Here is a 17,977-nt window from a genome sequence, read left to right as displayed (position 1 = left end):
CTCAGGCCGTCCCGCCGACCGCCCTGCCGTCCGGCCCGAAGGCCATGAGGTGGCGTGTGTCGACGAAGACATTGAGCGTAGCGTCCGGTTCGATCTCGTGAATGCCGGGTGCGAGCATGACCCAGCGTGCGCCCGCGAAGGCGACGTGAATGAAGCTTTCGGACCCGGTGATTTCCGAGATCGCCGTCTTGACCGTCAGCGGTTCGTCGCTGCCGTTCGGCTGGCCGAAAGAAAGATGGTGCGGCTGAAAGGCCACCGTGCAGGGGCCATCCCCGAGGGAACGAAGATGTGCGGGAACGGGAAGCACCGGCTTTCCCTCGAGCGCAAAATGCGTTCCCGCCTTCACGAGGCCGATGGTGTTCAGCGGCGGATCGGCGAATGTGCGGGCCGTGACGATGTCGACCGGCCGGCGATAGACGTCGATGGTGCGGCCGAACTGGGTGATCCTTCCCTCGCTCAGCGTGGCGGTGTTGCCGCCGAGCAGAAGCGCTTCCGACGGCTCTGTCGTGGCGTAGACGAAGATCGCGCCGGATGCGGCGAAGATCTTCGGCAGTTCCTCGCGCAACTCCTCCCGCAGCTTGTAGTCGAGATTGGCAAGCGGCTCGTCGAGCAGCACCAGATCGGCATTCTTGACGATGGCGCGGGCGAGCGCGGTGCGTTGCTGCTGACCGCCGGACAGGTTGAGAGGCGTGCGGTCGAGATAGGGCGTGAGCTTCAGGAGTTCCGCCGCCTTGCGCACTTCGCGGTCGACGGCGGCGCTGTCGGCGCGCTTGATCCGCATCGGCGAGGCGATGTTCTCGTAGACCGTCATCGCCGGATAGTTGATGAATTGCTGATAGACCATGGCGACCGAGCGTTTCTGCACGGGAACGCCGGTCACGTCGGCACCGTCGAGATGGATCGAACCGGAGGCGGGCTTGTCGAGACCGGCCATCAGCCGCATCAGCGACGTCTTGCCGGAGAGCGTCGGGCCGAGCAGCACGTTGAGCGACCCCCTCTCCAGCACAAGGTCGGTCGGGTGGATGTGCGTCTCTCCACCCACGACCTTGGATATCTTCTTCATTTCAAGCATTGAATTCTCCACCCCAACGGCAGTTCAGCCGTGGTACCTCAGGCGGCCGCGTTGACCGCGCCCCGCATATATTCCTCCAGTTCCGCGGTTTGCGCCCGCGAAAACTTCAGTCCCAGTTTCGTGCGGCGCCAAAGCACGTCCTCCGCGCGCAATGCCCATTCCTGGCCGATCAGCCAATCCACTTCCGCCGCATAGAGATCCGCCCCGAAGTGCTTTCCGAGCTCGGCCTCGCTCGCGGCATTGCCGAGAAGCTGCGCCGCCCGCGTGCCGTAGAGCCGTACCAGCCGGCGGGCGTGGGAGGCGGCCAGAAAAGGATAGCGCGTCTTGAGCTTCGCGACCTCGTCGTCATAGCCGCCGGCCGGAAAATCGCCCCCCGGAAGCTGCGATCCGGCCGTCCACTTCCTGCCCTTTTCCCCGATGGTCTCGCCGATCTTCTCGAGCGCCGATTCCGCAAGCCGCCTGTAGGTGGTGAGCTTGCCGCCGAAGACGTTGAGCAGGGGTGCATCGCCGTTCTCGACGCGCAGCACATAGTCGCGGGTCGCCTCCTGCGCCTTGCTCGCGCCGTCATCGAAAAGGGGGCGCACGGCGGAATAGGTCCACACGATATCCTCTCTGCCCACCGGGTCGCTGAAATATTCGCTCGCCGCCTCGCAGAGATAATCGATCTCTGCGTCGCTGATGCGCACGTCAGCCGGATTGCCGGTGAAATCGCGATCGGTGGTTCCGATCAGCGTGAACTCGTCCTGGTAAGGAATGGCGAACATGATCCGCCCGTCCGGGTTCTGGAAGAAATAGGCGCGCGGATCGTCGAACTTCTTCTTAACGACGATATGACTGCCCTGGACCAGGCGGACATTGCGGACGTCGTTGTTGCCGACCGCTTCGGAGAGAACCCGGTCCACCCAGGGGCCCGCGGCATTGACGAGCATGCGGGCGCGTATCGTCTCGCGCGCGCCTGTCGCTGCATTCTCGATTTCGATCGCCCAACGGCCGCCCTCACGGCGCGCCGAGACGACGCGGGTGCGCGCCATGATCCTCGCGCCGCGGTCGGCGGCGTCGCGCGCGTTCAGCACCACAAGGCGAGCATCGTCGACCCAGCCGTCCGAATATTCGAACGCTTTGGTGAAGAGGCGCTTCAGCGGTGCGCCTGCGGGATCGCGCGTCATGTCGAGCGTCTTCGTCGCCGGCAGAAGCTTGCGGCCGCCTATGTGATCGTAAAGAAAGAGGCCGAGGCGGATCAGCCAGGCCGGCCGCGGACCACCCTTGTGGAAGGGCAGCACGAAGCGCATCGGCCAGATGACGTGCGGCGCCATCGCCCAGAGGACTTCGCGCTCCATCAGGGCTTCGCGCACCAGGCGGAATTCATAATGCTCGAGATAGCGCAAGCCGCCATGGATGAGCTTGGTCGAGCCGGAGGATGTTCCGGAGGCGAAATCGCTCATCTCCGCAAGCGCGACGGAATATCCACGGCCAGCCGCATCACGCGCGATGCCGCATCCGTTGATGCCGCCGCCTATGACGAAGACGTCGAATATCGTCTGCTCTGACACTCTTGTTTTCCCCTCCACACTCCGCGACACAGAATTTGTGCAATCGCGAAAGTGAAAGCAGTTAAAGCGAAAATATTTCGAATGTCAAACGAATGTTCCGGCTTCGCGCTCGGGAATCGGGGACCGGATCACACCTCGGTCTCGACCAGCCTCACATCCTGGTCGGCACAGATTTTCCGAACGTTTTCAACGATGCAGCGGTCGGTGATGAATGTCTGTACCTGCGAAATATGGCCGATGCGCACCGGCGCGGTGCGTTCGAATTTCGTCGAATCCGAAACGAGGATGACATGGCGCGCATTGGCGATGATCGCCTGCGCAACTTTCACTTCGCGATAATCGAAATCGAGCAGGGCTCCGTCGGGGTCGATCGCCGAGGCGCCGATTACCGCGAAATCCACCTTGAACTGCTTGATGAAGTCGACGGCGGCCTCTCCGACGATGCCGCCGTCGGAGCCGCGGACAACCCCGCCGGCGATCACCACCTCGATCGAGGGAAAGACCCGCAACCGGTTGGCTACGTTGATGTTGTTGGTGATGATCATCAGTTCCCGGTGGTCGAGGAGCGCCTCTCCCACCGCTTCCGTCGTGGTGCCGATATTGATGAAGAGCGAAGAATTGTCGGGGATGAGCGCGGCCGCGGCACGGCCGATCGCCTGCTTTTCCGCTGCGGCGATCTGGCGGCGGGATTCGTATCTGACGTTTTCCTTGCCGCTCGGAAAAATGGCGCCGCCGTGAATGCGGTTCAAAACCCTGGCGTCGCAGAGATCGTTCAGGTCCTTGCGGATCGTCTGCGGCGTAACGGAAAAGCGCTGGGCGAGATCCTCGACCAGCACGCGGCCTTCCGTTTTCGCCAGTTCCAAAATCTCCGCCTGTCGTCCGGTCAGATACATCCGCCCCTCGCGTTTCGTTTTCTTTCATAATATGCAAAAACGAAAGCGGCGCAATTTCAGATTAGAAATATCCGGCGCGTTCGATTTTCGTTGCGGCTCGCCCCCGATCTGCGCTGTAATCGGTGGGAGCACGCCAGTCTGACGTTATCGGGAGGAGGAAAGCGCATGTATCATCCGGCCTTGTTCCAGGGCATAAACGTGGTGGTTACCGGCGGCGGGAGGGGCATCGGCCTCGAGGTCGTGCGGCAGTTCCTCGATTGCGGTGCGCGCGTGGTGGTGCATATGGGGCGGACGATCGCCGCCGACCGCCCCGAATTTCTCGACCTTGCAGCGGCCGAGGGCAGGGCGTTCCTCGCGGCGGCGGATTTCGTTGCCGACGGAGGCGTCGAGAGCCTCGCCGATGTGGTGAGGAGTCGCTTCGACAGCGTCGATGTCCTCGTCAACAATGCCGGCACGATGGTTGGCCGCTTTCCGGCGTCCGATCTCACCGATGAGCAATACCGCACGGTCGTGCGGCTCAACCAGACCTCGGTCGTCGAGATGACCCGGACGATGCTGCCGCTCCTGCGCAAGGGCAGACATCCTGCGATCGTCAACACGGTTTCGATCTCGGCGCGCATGGGCGGCAGTCCCGGCTCTTCGATCTACTCTGCCACCAAAGCTTTCGTCTCAACCTATTCGAAGGCGCTGGCGCGTGAACTTGCGCCGGACGGCATCCGTGTCAACTGCGTCTCGCCCGGCACGATCACGACGGATTTCCACGAGCGCTATTCGACCCCGGAGAAGCTGGAGGCGACGCGCAAGACCATCCCGCTCGGCCGGCTCGGGACGGCGGAGGATTGCGCGCCGGCCTATCTCTTCCTCGCCGCGCACGCGCTTTCGGGCTATATCACCGGCCAGGTCCTGGAGGTGAATGGCGGGCAGCTCATCGCTTAAGCGCGCGTCCGCCCCTCATCCGCTTGCCGGCACCTTCTCCCCGCCTGCAGGGAGAGGGCCAGTCCTCGGGTCAAACTCGAGGGAGAGGCGCAAAAACGTGTGCACTGAGTGATCCGGATATGATCGACAAGCTGGAATTCTTTCTCGCACTGGCCCGCGAACGGCATTTCGGCCGGGCGGCGGAGGAGTGCGGGGTGACCCAGCCGACGCTTTCGGCAGCGATCCGGCAGCTCGAAGAACAGCTCGGCGTTATTCTGGTCAATCGCGGATCACGCTTCCAGGGACTGACGCCCGAAGGGCAGCGGGTGCTGGAATGGGCACGGCGGATCGTCAGTGACAGCCGTACGATGCGCGAGGAGATGCGTGCAGCGCGAAAAGGTCTTTCGGGGCATATGCGCCTCGCCGCGGTGCCGACGACGCTCTCCATGGTGCCGCTCATCACCGCGCCCTTCCAGGAGAAGCATCCGGACGTCACCTTCTCGGTGCTTTCGACCACCTCGCTGCAGATCCTCGCGCTTCTCGAAAACCTCGAGATCGATGCCGGTCTGACCTATCTGGAGAACGAGCCGCTCGGCCGGGTGACGAGCGTGCCCCTGCAGATCGAGCAATATCATCTGGTTACGGCCGCCGGTACGGCGCTTTCGGATCGCGAAAGCGTGACCTGGAAGGAAGTGAGCGACATTCGGCTTTGTCTATTGACGGCCGACATGCAGAACCGTCGCATCATCAATCAGCACTTTGCCGAGGCGGGCGCGGTCCCGAAGCCGACCCTCGAATCGAATTCGATGATCGTGCTCTTTTCCCACGTCCGGACCGGACGGTGGGCGAGCATCATGCCTTATAACGTCGCGAAATCATTCGGCTTTCACGAGGACATACGGATGATCCCGATCGTCGATCCGGACGTCCGCCATACGGTCGGCCTGGTCGCCACCTATCGTGAGCCGTTCACGCCGCTCGTCTCCGCGCTGTTGCACGAAGCGCGTATCCTCGGTGAGCGCAACCAGGTTCAATAGAAATTTTCTATCGATCGACGGAACAGCCATATTGACCCATGAAAGCATAAGCGCGAAGCTTGTTTCATGGGCAAAGAGCGTGAAATCTCCGATCTTTGCCAACTGGTTGAGACAGCGGCACGACGACGGTGGGAGATCCTGGCGGCGCGGCCGCGAGCCGGGAGGGCTCCTTCAGTGAATATCCATCTGCCGCGCGCAGACGTGACCGAACGGACGCTGGCGATCGTCGGCGAGCTCAAGGGGCTCGAAGGCCCGCTTCTTCCCATCCTGCACGAAATCCAGGACGAGTTCGGCTATGTGCCGGAGGAGAGCCTGCCGGTGATCGCGCGGGAACTCAATCTGTCGCGCGCCGAAGTCTATGGCGTGGTTACCTTCTATCACGATTTTCGCGAGCACCCGGCCGGGCGCCATGTGCTGAAGCTCTGTCGCGCCGAGGCCTGCCAATCGATGGGCGGCGACCGGCTTGCGGAGCGCGCCAAGGCGCTTCTCGGGATCGATTTCCATAAGACGACGCCGGACGGCGCCGTGACGCTTGAGCCGGTCTACTGTCTCGGACTCTGTTCCTGCTCGCCGTCGGCGATGCTCGACGGCGAGGTTCATGCGCGCCTCGACGAAGCAGAGCTCGAGGCGCTGGTTGCGGAGGCGCGCCGATGACCGTCAGGATCTACATTCCCCGGGATGCGGCGGCCATTGCGCTTGGCGCCGAAAAGGTGGTGGAGGCGATGGCCGGCGAGATCGCCGCACGCGGGCTCGACGTCACGATCGTTCGCAACGGCTCGCGCGGCATGCACTGGCTGGAGCCGCTGGTCGAAGTCGAAACGGCCGCAGGGCGCGTCGCCTACGGCCCGGTGAAGGCGCGCGATGTCGCCTCGCTTCTCGATGCCGGGCTGATTTCGGGTGGCGCGCATCCTCTCTGCCTCGGCAAGACCGAGGAAATTCCGTTTCTCAAGCGACAGACCCGGCTTACCTTTGCCCGTTGCGGCGTCATCGATCCTCTCTCGCTCGAAGACTATCGCGCCCATCGGGGCTTGCTCGGTCTCGAGCGGGCGATCGCAATGCAACCGGCGGCGATCGTTGCCGAGGTCACGGAAAGCGGCCTTCGCGGCCGCGGCGGCGCCGGCTTCCCGACCGGCATCAAATGGAAGACCGTCCTGGAAGCACGAGGGCCGCGGAAATACATCGTCTGCAATGCCGACGAGGGCGACAGCGGGACCTTTGCGGACCGGATGATCATGGAAGGCGATCCCTTCGTGCTGATCGAGGGTATGGCGATCGCCGGTATCGCGACCGGTGCGACCAAGGGCTACATCTATACCCGTTCGGAATATCCGCATGCGATCGCGGTGATGAGCGCGGCGACCGAGATAGCCCGTGCCGCCGGTGTGCTCGGTGCTTCGGTGCTCGGCTCGGCGCACGCCTTCGACATGGAAGTGCGCACCGGCGCCGGCGCCTATGTCTGCGGCGAGGAGACCTCGCTCCTGAACAGCCTCGAAGGCAAGCGCGGGCTCGTACGCGCCAAGCCGCCGCTGCCGGCACACAAGGGCCTTTTCGACCGCCCGACCGTCATCAACAACGTCATCTCGCTCGCTTCCGTGCCGGTGATCCTCGACAGGGGCGCCGGTTACTATCGCGATTTCGGCATGGGCCGGTCGCGCGGAACGATCCCGCTGCAGATCGCCGGCAACGTCAAGCATGGCGGCCTCTTCGAGACCGCATTCGGCCTGACGCTCGGCGAGATCGTCGACGGGATCGGCGGCGGCACGGCGAGCGCCCGGCCGGTCAAGGCCGTCCAGGTTGGCGGCCCGCTCGGCGCCTATTTCCCGCGGGCGCTGTTCGATACGCCTTTCGACTACGAGGCATTTGCCGCCAGAGACGGGCTCATCGGTCATGCCGGCATCGTCGTCTTCGACGACACGGCCGACATGTTGAAACAGGCGCGTTTCGCCATGGAGTTCTGTGCGGTCGAAAGCTGCGGCAAGTGCACCCCATGCCGTATCGGTTCGACGCGCGGCGTCGAGGTAGCCGACAGGATCGCCGCCGGCATCGAGCCGGAGAAGAACCGCGAACTGCTCGCCGATCTCTGCAACACGATGAAGTTCGGCTCCCTCTGCGCCCTTGGCGGCTTCACGCCCTATCCGGTGATGAGCGCCATGACGCATTTTCCGGAGGATTTTTCACCGGTGCCGGTCGTGGAGGCTGCGGAATGATGGCTGCGATGGCACTTGAATTTTTGCCCCTGACCCTAACCCTCTCCCCGCAGGCGGGGAGAGGGGACCGGAAGGGCACGGCATATCCCTTCTCCCCGCGAGCGGGGAGAAGGTGGCGGCAGCCGGATGAGGGGCGGAAGCCGGTATCGGCGGCGGCGCGTACCCTCTGGCCTGCCGGCCATCTCCCCCCCAAGGGGGGAGAATGGATGCGGCGCGCTCGGCGTCTTGACCGGAGCGCCCCACGTGCAGAAGCGTTTGTTTTGGAGCGAGTGGCCGGCCACGATTCGATCTCCCCGCTTGTGGGGGAGATGCCCGGCAGGGCAGAGGGGGGTGAAGCCGCCCCCTTGAACGCAATTTCTCAGGAGGCCCGCTAATGTCTCTCATTCACGAAATCGACTACGGCACCCCTGCCTCCAAGTCCGAGAAGACGGTGACGCTGACGATAGACGGGCGCGAGATCACGGTTCCGGAAGGCACGTCGATCATGCGTGCGGCAATGGAAGCGGGCATCGAGGTGCCGAAGCTTTGCGCTTCCGACATGATGGATGCCTTCGGCTCCTGCCGGCTCTGTCTCGTAGAAATCGAGGGACGCGCCGGCATGCCGGCCTCCTGCACGACGCCGGTGGCGGCAGGCATCAGCGTTTCGACGCAGACGCAGCGGCTGAAGGATGTCCGCCGCGGCGTCATGGAGCTCTATATTTCCGACCATCCGCTCGACTGCCTCACCTGCGCAGCCAATGGCGATTGCGAGCTGCAGGACATGGCCGGTGCCGTGGGCCTGCGCGACGTGCGCTACGGCTATGACGGCGAGAACCATGTGACGGCGCGCAACAATGGCGAGATCAACGCAAAATGGGCGCCGAAGGACGAGTCGAATCCGTATTTCACCTATGATCCGGCGAAGTGCATCGTCTGTTCGCGCTGCGTGCGGGCCTGCGAGGAAGTGCAGGGCACCTTCGCGCTGACGATCAGCGGCCGCGGCTTCGATTCGCGCGTCTCCGCCGGCATGAACGAGGATTTCGTTTCCTCCGAATGCGTCTCCTGCGGCGCCTGCGTGCAGGCTTGCCCCACGGCGACGCTGACGGAAAAATCGGTGATCGAGATCGGCCAGCCGGAGCACTCGGTCGTCACCACCTGCGCCTATTGCGGCGTGGGCTGCTCGTTCAAGGCGGAGATGCGTGGCGAGGAGCTGGTGCGCATGGTGCCCTGGAAGGACGGCCAGGCGAATCGCGGCCATTCCTGCGTCAAGGGCCGCTTCGCCTATGGTTATTCCAACCACAGGGACCGCATCCTCAATCCGATGGTTCGCGAGAAGGTCACCGATCCCTGGCGCGAGGTCACCTGGGAAGAGGCTTTCGCGCATATCGCCTCCGAGTTCCGCCGCATCCAGTATCAGTATGGCCGCGATTCGGTCGGCGGCATCACGTCTTCGCGCTGCACCAATGAGGAAACTTTTCTGGTGCAGAAGCTGGTGCGCGCCGGCTTCGGCAACAACAATGTCGACACCTGCGCCCGCGTCTGCCATTCGCCGACCGGTTACGGCCTCAACCAGACCTTCGGCACCTCCGCCGGTACGCAGGATTTCGACAGTGTCGAGCACACGGATGTTGCGGTCATCATCGGTGCCAACCCGACCGACGGCCACCCGGTCTTCGCCTCGCGGCTGAAGAAGCGGCTGCGCCAGGGCGCCAAGCTGATCGTCATCGATCCGCGCCGAATCGACCTCGTCCGCTCCGCCCATGTCGAAGCGTCGTACCACCTGCCGCTGAAGCCCGGCACCAACGTTGCCATCCTGACGGCGATTGCGCATGTCATCGTCACGGAAGGCCTTGCCAACGAAGCCTTCATTCGCGAGCGCTGCGACTGGTCGGAATTCGAGGATTGGGCGGCCTTCGTGGCAGAGCCCCATCACAGCCCGGAAGCAACCGAAGCCTATACCGGCGTTTCACCGGAACTTGTGCGCAGGGCTGCGCGGCTTTACGCCACCGGCGGCAACGGCGCGATCTATTACGGCCTCGGCGTCACGGAGCACAGCCAGGGCTCGACGACGGTGATGGCGATCGCCAACCTCGCCATGCTCACCGGCAACATCGGCCGGCCGGGCGTCGGCGTCAATCCGCTGCGCGGCCAGAACAACGTCCAGGGCTCCTGCGACATGGGATCCTTCCCGCACGAGCTTCCCGGTTACCGACATATTTCGGACGATGCGACGCGCGAGATCTTCGAGAAGCTCTGGGGCGTGACGCTCAATCACGAGCCGGGCCTGCGCATCCCCAATATGCTCGACGCCGCCGTCGAGGGCACCTTCAAGGGCCTCTACGTGCAGGGCGAGGACATCCTGCAGTCGGATCCGGACACCAAGCACGTCGCCGCCGGCCTTGCGGCGATGGAATGCGTCGTGGTGCACGATCTCTTCCTCAACGAGACGGCCAACTACGCCCATGTCTTCCTGCCCGGATCGACCTTCCTCGAAAAGGACGGAACCTTCACCAATGCCGAGCGCCGCATCAACCGCGTCCGGCGCGTCATGCGGCCGAAGAACGGCTATGCCGATTGGGAGGTGACGCAGAAGATGGCGCAAGCCATGGGGCTTGCCTGGAACTATCGCCATCCGTCCGAGATCATGGACGAGATCGCGGCGACGACGCCGAGCTTTGCCATGGTCTCCTACGACTATCTGGACAAGATGGGCTCGGTGCAGTGGCCGTGCAATGAGAAGGCGCCGCTCGGCTCGCCCATCATGCATGTCGACGGTTTCGTGCGCGGCAAGGGCAAGTTCATCCGCACCGAATACGTGGCGACCGACGAAAGGACCGGTCCGCGCTTCCCGCTGCTTCTGACGACCGGCCGTATTCTCAGTCAGTACAATGTCGGCGCCCAGACGCGTCGCACGGAGAACGTCGTCTGGCATGCGGAAGACCGGCTGGAAATCCACCCGCACGACGCCGAGCAGCGCGGCATCCGCGACGGCGACTGGGTCAGGCTCGCCAGCCGCTCGGGCGATACGACGCTCCGCGCGTTGATCACCGACCGCGTCGCGCCGGGTGTCGTCTATACGACCTTCCATCACCCCTCGACTCAGGCGAACGTCATCACCACCGACTTTACCGATTGGGCGACCAACTGCCCGGAATACAAGGTGACCGCGGTGCAGGTCTCGCCGTCGAACGGTCCCTCCGACTGGCAGCGCGACTATGACGAGCAGGCTCGCCGGTCGCGTCGCATTTCCGGCAAGCTGGAGGCGGCGGAATAGGAGCGAGAATGGCGGGCAAGCGAGTTTCGTCCTCTCCATCCGGAACGACGGCGACGGTGCCGGAGGCTGCGCGGCGCGGCGGCATCCTCGTCGCGCAGTCGCGCGTCGTGCCCGAGGAAACGCCGGTCGCCTTCACCTATGGCGGTTCGACGCATGCGGTGATGATGGCGACACCTGCCGATCTCGAGGATTTCGCCATCGGCTTCAGCCTGACCGAAGGGATCATCACCCGTCCCGAACAGATCGACGACATAGACATCGTCGTCGAGGACAAGGGCATCGATCTGCAGATCAGGCTCGAGGACGAACAGAACGATATTCTGCGCCTCAGACGTCGCCACATGGCCGGGCCGGTCGGTTGCGGTCTCTGCGGTATAGAGTCGATCGAGGAGGCCGTTCGCCCGACGCCCGATGTCTCCGCCTCGCTGCTTCGCCTTTCCGATCAGGACGTGGTGGACGCAGTTGCGCTTCTCAATGGACAACAGCCGCTGCATTTCGAGACACGGGCGGTGCACGGTGCCGCTTTCTACGTGCCCGGACGCGGACTGATCGCGGTCCGCGAGGATGTCGGGCGTCACAACGCGCTGGACAAGCTGACCGGAGCGGCCGCGCGCGCCGGGTTCAGGGGCGCTCAGGGCGCGGTTGTCGTCACGTCCCGGGTATCGGTCGAGATGGTGCAGAAAACCGCGATCGTCGGGAGCCCGGTGATCATTGCCATTTCTGCGCCGACGGCGCTCGCCATCCGCACGGCGGAAGGGGCGGGCATGACCCTCATCGCACTTGTCCGCGGCGACGAGTTTGAAATCTTCACCCATGCGGAGCGCATCATCCGGAATGACGAGGAGCCTGCGTCCTTGTCCGCCCGCGTGCCGCTATTCTGAATGCGGAGCAATCGTCCATGTCTGAAAACCACCCCAACGCCAAGCTCGTCTATATGGCGAACCAGATTGCCACCTTCTTCCTGACCCAGCCGGCGGAGGGGGCGGCCGAGGGCGTGGCCACGCATATCAACAAATATTGGGAGCCGCGCATGCGCCGCAAGCTCTTCGAGCATATCGCGCATGGCGGTGAAGGGTTGAACCCGCTGGTGCTCGAGGCGGCTGAGAAGATCCGCCGTCCGGAGGCGGTTTAAGGCCTGTTGGTCTGGCTGGATTCCTGTGACAAGCACAGGAATGAGGAAATCAAACAAGCGGCGGCGGGTGGCCCGAGTCTCAACACGCCCTTAGAGCGCTTCCAGGAAGTCTGTCCTTCGATCCTCGTTCCTGTGCCTTCACAGGAATCGAGCCAGCCCAAGTGGCTGGAAAAGACCCTTTCCGCCCCGCAGGCAGCGTCGCTGCCCTCATCCCGGTGACAGGTAGAGGAGGGAGAAGCTTATGCTCTTTCCTACGGGGCGCCGTTGCGTTCGAAGAAGAGTGCGGGTGGGAGTGCGGTCAGAAATTCTCCCAGTTGTCCGAGGCGGGAGCGAGCGCGAGATTGGACCTCGTGCCGCTACGCAGCGCCTTTGCAGTTGCGTGCAGCCGCGTGGGCGAATGGGGCCGCTTCCATCCTGTTGTCGCTTGCGGGTGAAGCGTCCCGTCCGATGCGGAACTGACGCAGCAGGGCGTGCAACGCGTCCGCCTCCTGCGACATCCGATGGCTCGCCGCCGTGCTTTCCTCCACCATGGCGGCGTTCTGCTGCGTCGTCTGATCCATCGCATTGACCGCCTGGTTGATTTCCTTGAGCCCGGTCGACTGTTCGCGGGCGGCTTCCACGATCGCCGAGACGTTGTGATTTATCTCCTGCACCTGCGCCAGGATGGTTTCCAGGGCGGTGCCGGTCTGGCCGACCAGCGAGACGCCGTTCCTCACATGCTCGCCTGAAGCGGTGATCAGGGATTTGATGTCCTTTGCCGCGCTCGCCGATCGCTGCGCCAGTTCGCGGACCTCCTGGGCCACGACGGCGAAGCCCTTGCCGGCTTCTCCGGCACGCGCCGCCTCGACACCGGCATTGAGGGCCAGCAGGTTCGTCTGGAAGGCGATGTCGTCGATGACGCCGATGATGTTGCTGATTTCGCGCGAGGATTGCTCGATCTGGCCCATGGCGCCGATCGCGCTTTTGACGACAAGTCCGGAGCGCTCGGCGCCATCCTTCGTCTTTGCGACCAGATTGCCCGCTTCCTCGGCTCGGCGGCTGGAATCCGCGACGGTCGTGGTGATCTCGTGCAGCGCTGCGGCCGTTTCTTCGACGGAGGCCGCCTGCTGTTCTGTGCGTTTCGACAGATCGTCGGCAGCAGACCGGATCTCGCGTGCGCCGCCGGCGATCGCGCTGGCATTTTCGCCGACCGTCTGCATGGCCCGACAGAGGCGGACAAGCGCTTCGTTGAAGTCCTTGCGCACCGTTTCCATGCTGGGAACGAAGGGCGTGTCGAGCGATTGAGCCAGATCGCCGTCGGCAAGCGCTCGCAAGCCGGCTCCGAGCGCATTGATCGCGGCCATGCGTTCGGTCACGTCTGTCGCGAATTTGATCACCTTGTAAACCCGGCCGTTCGGATCGCGAATGGGGTTGTAGGCGGCCTGGATCCAGACCTCCTTGCCGGCCTTGCCATAGCGCACGAATTCGTTGGAGATGAATTCGCCCTGGGCCAGGCGCTTCCAGAAATCGGCATATTCGGCCGTGCCGGTATAACCGGGCTCGCAGAACATGCTGTGGTGCCGGCCCTGGATTTCGGAGAGCTGATAGCCGAGCGTGTTGCAGAAGTTCTCGTTGGCTGTGAGCACCTCGCCGGCAGGCGTGAACTCGATCATCGCCTGCGAGCGGGAAATGGCGTCGAGCTTGCCCGCATCTTCCGTGGCCCTCATCTTGACGGCGGTGATGTCGGTTGCGAACTTGACCACCTTGTAGGGCTTGCCGTTTCGGGAGACCGGGTTGTAACTCGCCTGGATCCAGATCTCCCGTCCGCCCTTGGCGAGGCGCCGGTAGCTGTTGCTGTCGAATTCGCCGCGGCCGAGGCGTGCCCAGAACTCACGATACTCCTCAGTCGCCACGTATTCCGGCGCGCAGAAGATGCGATGGTGCTGTCCGACGATTTCCTGCAGACTATAGCCGAGCGCCTTGCAGAAGTTCTCGTTGGCGTCGAGGACGTTGCCGGCGAGATCGAATTGAATGATGGCCTGCGATTTGGACAAGGCTTCGATGATCTGCCGTGCGTCACGGCTTCTGGTAAATGAAAACATGATCCCCTCTGAAATTTTCGCGCAAAACGGCCGCGGAGCGGGCGTTTGTGATCTGCTTCGCCGTCCTTCAGGAAAGGGCTGCTGGCGGTTGCTGGGGAGATTTCGAAATCACGAAGGGCTTCATGCCGCTGTGCGATAAATTAGTAAAGCAAGCTTAAAATCGCGTTAAAATAGAATTTTGCTTTCATACTCGTAATAAGATGTGGTCCTTTGCCGCACAGAGCGACTCAACTGTTTCAAGGAAATAGTGAGTCGCTCCCGATATGCAGATGCGCAGGCTCAGGCCGCCAGTTCTTCGGTTTCCCGCTCCTTGAACATGCGGGCGAGATTGAGGAAGCAGATCATGCCCGATTCATTGGCGATGATGCCTTCCGCAAAGCTCTTGTCGAAGGATGCGGTGACTTCAGGCACAGGCTGTACCTGACTGCCCTGCACGGTCAGAATGTCGGAAACGCGGTCGACGACGAGACCGATGACCATGTTGTGGACCTCGGCGACGACGATCGCGCTGCGTTCGTTGGTGACGGTCGATTTCATGCCGAGCTTATGGGCGAGATCGATGATCGGGATCACCGTCCCGCGCAGGTTCATCACGCCGATCACTTCCGGCGGGGCATGCGGGATGGGCGTCGAGGGGGCCCAGCCGCGTATCTCGCGGATCGTCGTCGTCTTGACGCAAAATTCCTGATCGTGGAGGCGAAACGCTATGATTTCGAGCGTCTCGCCGTCGAATCCGGCTGCTCTCTGCGTGCTTGTCATCGAAGGTCCTTCCAGCTTTCCGGTCGTGGTGGTCCGCCGATGACATCCGGCGAGGCGCAAGCCGCTTCATGCGCGGAAAATCCGCCTTGCGCGCTGTATGCCTATACTAGGCGCGGATTCGTTAAGCCTTTGCTGAACGTTCCCCCCTTGCAGGAGAGCGGGCGGAGCATGGCTTCAGGCCGCGCGTGTCGGCCGGTCGAGGATACGGCGTCCGAAGAGGCTTGCCGTCAGTTCGACCAGAATGCGTGCGCTCTTGCCCCGGTCGTCGAGGAACGGGTTGAGCTCGACCACATCGAGGGAAGAGACGAGGCCGCTGTCGCACAACACTTCCATGATGAGGTGAGCCTCGCGGAAGGTCGCGCCGCCCGGGACCGTCGTCCCTACGCCGGGGGCAAGTTCCGGATCCATGAAATCGACGTCGAGGCTCACATGCAGCAGACCGTTAGCCGCGCGAACCTCATCGACGATCTGGCGGATGATGTGGGCCATGCCCATCTCGTCGATGGCCCGCATATCGAAGACATTGACGCCGTGCTCGGCAATTTCCTCGCGCTCACGTGCGTCGACCGAGCGGATTCCGACCTGATAGACCTTCTTCGGGTCCACCAGCGGCCGGTCCTTCGGGAGGATCGGAGCGAACTCCGCTTCGCCGCAGAAGAAGGCGACGGGCATGCCGTGCATGTTTCCGGAGGGCGAGGTCGCCGGCGAGTTGAAGTCGGCATGCGCGTCCAGCCATAGGACGAAGAGGGGCCGGCCGACGTCCTGGGCATGACGCGCCATGCCGGAGACGCTGCCCATCGAGAGCGCGTGGTCGCCGCCGAGAATGATGGGGAAATGTCCCTTGCGCGCGGTTTCATGCACGGCTTCGTCGAGCGCGCGCGCGAAAGCTGCGACGGATTGCAGATTGTTGGCGCCGGGATGATTGGCGAGATCGCGTGCCGGCAGCGGCCTCAGATCCCCCTCGTCATTGACCGTATGGCCGAGTTCGGCGAGGACCGTGTCTATGCCTGCGATTCTGAGCGCCGTCGGCCCCATCGCCGCGCCGCGGCGGCCCGAGCCTTCCTCGATGGGTGCGCCGATCAATGTGATGGTTTTCATGTCCGCCTCGTCCCTTCGCCCGGTTGCCGGGAAGCTCGGTTCCCGTGAAGTTCGGCGGATTATCGTCAAAAAGCGTGGCGGCAAAAAGATGGAAAACTGTCGATTGGGAAGATAAGATGCGCAAAGTGTAAAGTCCCTTTGACGAAGTGATAAGATGGATGATCTCGATCAGGCGCTCATCGGCGCTCTCCGGCAAAATTCCCGTACGCCCGTCTCCGCGCTTTCGGCGATGACCGGCGTCTCGCGTGCCACGGTCGCTGCGCGCATCGACCGGCTCGTCGCGAATGGGACCATCGCCGCTTTCACCATCCGCACGGGCGCGGAAATCCCCGCCTCGGGCGTCAGGGCCGTGGTGATGATCGAGGTTCACGGAAAGATGGCGGACCGCGTCGCCGAACAATTGCGCGGGCTGCCGCAGGTGCGGGCGCTGCACAGCACCAACGGAAGGTGGGATTTCATTGCCGAACTCGAGGACCGGGATCTCGCGAGCTTCGATGAGACCTTGCGGCGCATTCGTTTGATCGACGGCATCAACGTGACCGAAACGAACATTCTGCTGAAGACCAGCAAGTTGACCGGGTCTTCGTGAGGCGATCGCCGCGGCGCGAATTGGCGACGCACGGCCGCTTTTGTTCTTGATTTGTTCTTATCTTCGGATAAGATGTTCCTCTCAGCAAACAAGAGAGGCATGAGCACGGGCGCGGTCTCCGCGGCATTCGGTCTCATTTTGAACGATGGCGTATTTGATCGCGGGTTCCACCCGCTCGACATCATTGCGATCCAGGGAGATTGCCATGGCTAGTTATTCCGGCGGCCCGTCGGTACGGCAGATCTGCATAAAGCTCTTCGTCCGGCATGGTGACGAGGAGCGGGCGATTGCGTTCTACCGCGATGTCTTCGGCGCCGAGCTGCTGCAGCGGCACGAGTGGAGCGGCATTCTGACGAGTGCCGACCTCTGCATCGGCGACTCGGTCTTCCGGGTGGCCGGCGCCAATCCACGCCGGGACGCCGAACCGAGGCTCGGCGGGCCGCGATCGCCGCACGCGCTCGGAACAACCGCGGCGATCCTGGAACTGCACGTCGACGACGTGGACCGCGTGCTCGAAAGGGCGATGGGCTCCGGCGCCAGTCTGCGCAATGTCGCCGAAACGCTGCCGACCGGCGACCGGGTCGGCGCCCTCATCGACCCGTTCGGTCATATCTGGGCGCTCTTCACGGCAACGAACGAGAGCGAAGTACTGGATGAATTCGGGGTCGATCGCAATGCGGCGTGAAGGGGCGCTCCTTCACGCCTGACCCGAGCTCGCCTGTTCGCTTCAGAAAAGTTCGTCCAGTAGCCGGTAAAGGGCGAATCGGATCATTTCACTGAAACAGCGAGATGATCCAGCCCTTGAGACTACGCACTTCCGGACGGAAAACCGTTACACACTTTTCCTGGAAGTGCTCTGACCCTTTGACCCAACGCACTTCCGGACGGAAAACCGTTATACACTTTTCCTGGAAGTGCTCTGGAAGCGGGTGAATCCCGCAAGTGGTTTCATGATGCGTCCGCGGCCGTCGCCGAAGAATTGGGATAGGCCGGCTGCGACCTCGTCGCTCGGATTGCCGTAAACCTCGAACTTCTCGACGCTGCAATGCTTCGATACCGCTCGGATGTGGGGGTCCGATATTTCCCAATGGCGCAGAACGTCTTCGCAATTCCGGTAGAGCTGAAAGCTGACCGCACGCATCTCCTGCTCGTCGATGAATGTCTGGACCATGAGTTGAGGTCCGTTTCGCTCGACGAACTCGATCGCTTGCTTCACCGTTTCGCGAAAGGGTTCCAGACTGCCTTCCGTGATCTTCATCACGTTCCGGAAGAGTATCTGCTCAGTCATGTCGTACCTCCGTGTCCGTTACACGGAGTGATTTCTGCGACCTCAACCGTGCTTGAGGTCAAGACTCCGGTTCGAAAATAATGGGACGACCCAGACGATGGAC

Annotated in this window: 15 protein-coding genes and 1 pseudogene; 9 read left to right on the top strand and 7 right to left on the bottom strand. The window is 62.9% G+C overall.

The window, feature by feature from the left end:
- Position 1: 1 nt before the first annotated feature.
- From CN933_RS15420 to CN933_RS15410, 3 genes are all read right to left on the bottom strand, one after another.
- Positions 2 to 1,072 (bottom strand): ABC transporter ATP-binding protein, encoded by a 1,071-nt coding sequence (locus tag CN933_RS15420; protein WP_018097259.1) that lies wholly within the window; start codon positions 1,070 to 1,072, stop codon positions 2 to 4.
- Between the two features lie 38 nt (positions 1,073 to 1,110).
- Positions 1,111 to 2,622 (bottom strand): glycerol-3-phosphate dehydrogenase, encoded by a 1,512-nt coding sequence (gene glpD, locus CN933_RS15415; RefSeq protein WP_018097258.1) that lies wholly within the window; start codon positions 2,620 to 2,622, stop codon positions 1,111 to 1,113.
- Between the two features lie 128 nt (positions 2,623 to 2,750).
- A complete protein-coding gene (locus tag CN933_RS15410) occupies positions 2,751 to 3,515 on the bottom strand; it encodes a DeoR/GlpR family DNA-binding transcription regulator (RefSeq protein ID WP_018097257.1) in 765 nt (254 codons plus the stop codon).
- Positions 3,516 to 3,680: 165 nt separating this feature from the next.
- Here CN933_RS15410 and CN933_RS15405 point away from each other — a divergent pair, with 165 nt between their 5' ends.
- The 7 genes from CN933_RS15405 to CN933_RS15370 all read left to right on the top strand — a co-directional run bounded on the left by CN933_RS15405 (position 3,681) and on the right by CN933_RS15370 (position 12,059).
- Positions 3,681 to 4,451, top strand: coding sequence for an SDR family NAD(P)-dependent oxidoreductase (locus tag CN933_RS15405; protein ID WP_018097256.1), 771 nt, complete (start codon positions 3,681 to 3,683; stop codon positions 4,449 to 4,451).
- Positions 4,452 to 4,570: 119 nt separating this feature from the next.
- Positions 4,571 to 5,467 (top strand): LysR family transcriptional regulator, encoded by an 897-nt coding sequence (locus CN933_RS15400; protein WP_010970351.1) that lies wholly within the window; start codon positions 4,571 to 4,573, stop codon positions 5,465 to 5,467.
- Between the two features lie 174 nt (positions 5,468 to 5,641).
- Positions 5,642 to 6,121 (top strand): formate dehydrogenase subunit gamma, encoded by a 480-nt coding sequence (locus CN933_RS15395; RefSeq protein ID WP_018097255.1) that lies wholly within the window; start codon positions 5,642 to 5,644, stop codon positions 6,119 to 6,121.
- Positions 6,118 to 7,674: a formate dehydrogenase beta subunit gene (locus CN933_RS15390; protein WP_018097254.1), complete on the top strand. Its 1,557-nt coding sequence runs from the start codon at positions 6,118 to 6,120 to the stop codon at positions 7,672 to 7,674. Before CN933_RS15395 ends, CN933_RS15390 begins: the two co-directional genes overlap by 4 nt.
- 373 nt (positions 7,675 to 8,047) lie before the next feature.
- Positions 8,048 to 10,927 (top strand): formate dehydrogenase subunit alpha, encoded by a 2,880-nt coding sequence (gene fdhF, locus CN933_RS15380; protein WP_018097252.1) that lies wholly within the window; start codon positions 8,048 to 8,050, stop codon positions 10,925 to 10,927.
- 8 nt (positions 10,928 to 10,935) lie between these two features.
- Positions 10,936 to 11,808 carry a formate dehydrogenase accessory sulfurtransferase FdhD gene (gene fdhD / locus CN933_RS15375; protein ID WP_102761819.1) on the top strand — a complete coding sequence of 291 codons (873 nt, stop codon included), beginning with the start codon at positions 10,936 to 10,938 and terminating at the stop codon, positions 11,806 to 11,808.
- A gap of 17 nt (positions 11,809 to 11,825) precedes the next feature.
- Positions 11,826 to 12,059 (top strand): formate dehydrogenase subunit delta, encoded by a 234-nt coding sequence (locus tag CN933_RS15370; RefSeq protein WP_018097250.1) that lies wholly within the window; start codon positions 11,826 to 11,828, stop codon positions 12,057 to 12,059.
- Positions 12,060 to 12,357: 298 nt separating this feature from the next.
- Here the strand turns inward: CN933_RS15370 and CN933_RS15360 are convergent.
- The 3 genes and pseudogenes from CN933_RS15360 to rocF form a co-directional block, all read right to left on the bottom strand.
- Positions 12,358 to 14,140 (bottom strand): annotated as a pseudogene (locus CN933_RS15360) (methyl-accepting chemotaxis protein).
- Positions 14,141 to 14,419: 279 nt separating this feature from the next.
- On the bottom strand, positions 14,420 to 14,899 hold the full coding sequence (locus CN933_RS15355) for a chemotaxis protein CheW (RefSeq protein WP_003528560.1): 480 nt from the start codon (positions 14,897 to 14,899) through the stop codon (positions 14,420 to 14,422).
- Positions 14,900 to 15,073: 174 nt separating this feature from the next.
- Positions 15,074 to 15,997, bottom strand: coding sequence for an arginase (rocF, locus tag CN933_RS15350; protein ID WP_018097249.1), 924 nt, complete (start codon positions 15,995 to 15,997; stop codon positions 15,074 to 15,076).
- Positions 15,998 to 16,151: 154 nt separating this feature from the next.
- Here rocF and CN933_RS15345 point away from each other — a divergent pair, with 154 nt between their 5' ends.
- On the top strand, positions 16,152 to 16,586 hold the full coding sequence (locus tag CN933_RS15345; RefSeq protein ID WP_018097248.1) for an Lrp/AsnC family transcriptional regulator: 435 nt from the start codon (positions 16,152 to 16,154) through the stop codon (positions 16,584 to 16,586).
- A gap of 205 nt (positions 16,587 to 16,791) precedes the next feature.
- The gene (locus CN933_RS15340) at positions 16,792 to 17,271 is read left to right on the top strand and encodes a VOC family protein (protein ID WP_018097246.1); all 480 of its coding nucleotides are present in this window, start codon (positions 16,792 to 16,794) and stop codon (positions 17,269 to 17,271) included.
- A 210-nt stretch (positions 17,272 to 17,481) separates the two neighbouring features.
- Here the strand turns inward: CN933_RS15340 and CN933_RS15335 are convergent, their stop codons facing one another.
- Positions 17,482 to 17,874, bottom strand: coding sequence for a hypothetical protein (locus CN933_RS15335; RefSeq protein WP_018097245.1), 393 nt, complete (start codon positions 17,872 to 17,874; stop codon positions 17,482 to 17,484).
- Positions 17,875 to 17,977 lie beyond the last annotated feature (103 nt).

It is taken from the genome of Sinorhizobium sp. M4_45, assembly GCF_002885915.1.
Taxonomy (GTDB): domain Bacteria; phylum Pseudomonadota; class Alphaproteobacteria; order Rhizobiales; family Rhizobiaceae; genus Sinorhizobium; species Sinorhizobium meliloti_A.
Note: the sequence above shows the minus strand (reverse complement) of the source record. Positions and strands in the feature narration are given on the sequence as shown.

Excerpts from the sequence above, each read along its gene's own strand:
- CN933_RS15420 (WP_018097259.1), bottom strand. The coding sequence starts at position 1,072 with ATGCTTGAAATGAAGAAGATATCCAAGGTCGTGGGTGGAGAGACGCAC.
- CN933_RS15410 (WP_018097257.1), bottom strand. The coding sequence starts at position 3,515 with ATGTATCTGACCGGACGACAGGCGGAGATTTTGGAACTGGCGAAAACG.
- CN933_RS15405 (WP_018097256.1), top strand. The coding sequence starts at position 3,681 with ATGTATCATCCGGCCTTGTTCCAGGGCATAAACGTGGTGGTTACCGGC.
- CN933_RS15400 (WP_010970351.1), top strand. The coding sequence starts at position 4,571 with ATGATCGACAAGCTGGAATTCTTTCTCGCACTGGCCCGCGAACGGCAT.
- CN933_RS15390 (WP_018097254.1), top strand. The coding sequence starts at position 6,118 with ATGACCGTCAGGATCTACATTCCCCGGGATGCGGCGGCCATTGCGCTT.
- fdhF (WP_018097252.1), top strand. The coding sequence starts at position 8,048 with ATGTCTCTCATTCACGAAATCGACTACGGCACCCCTGCCTCCAAGTCC.
- fdhD (WP_102761819.1), top strand. The coding sequence starts at position 10,936 with ATGGCGGGCAAGCGAGTTTCGTCCTCTCCATCCGGAACGACGGCGACG.
- CN933_RS15370 (WP_018097250.1), top strand. The coding sequence starts at position 11,826 with ATGTCTGAAAACCACCCCAACGCCAAGCTCGTCTATATGGCGAACCAG.
- CN933_RS15355 (WP_003528560.1), bottom strand. The coding sequence starts at position 14,899 with ATGACAAGCACGCAGAGAGCAGCCGGATTCGACGGCGAGACGCTCGAA.
- rocF (WP_018097249.1), bottom strand. The coding sequence starts at position 15,997 with ATGAAAACCATCACATTGATCGGCGCACCCATCGAGGAAGGCTCGGGC.
- CN933_RS15345 (WP_018097248.1), top strand. The coding sequence starts at position 16,152 with ATGGATGATCTCGATCAGGCGCTCATCGGCGCTCTCCGGCAAAATTCC.
- CN933_RS15340 (WP_018097246.1), top strand. The coding sequence starts at position 16,792 with ATGGCTAGTTATTCCGGCGGCCCGTCGGTACGGCAGATCTGCATAAAG.
- CN933_RS15335 (WP_018097245.1), bottom strand. The coding sequence starts at position 17,874 with ATGACTGAGCAGATACTCTTCCGGAACGTGATGAAGATCACGGAAGGC.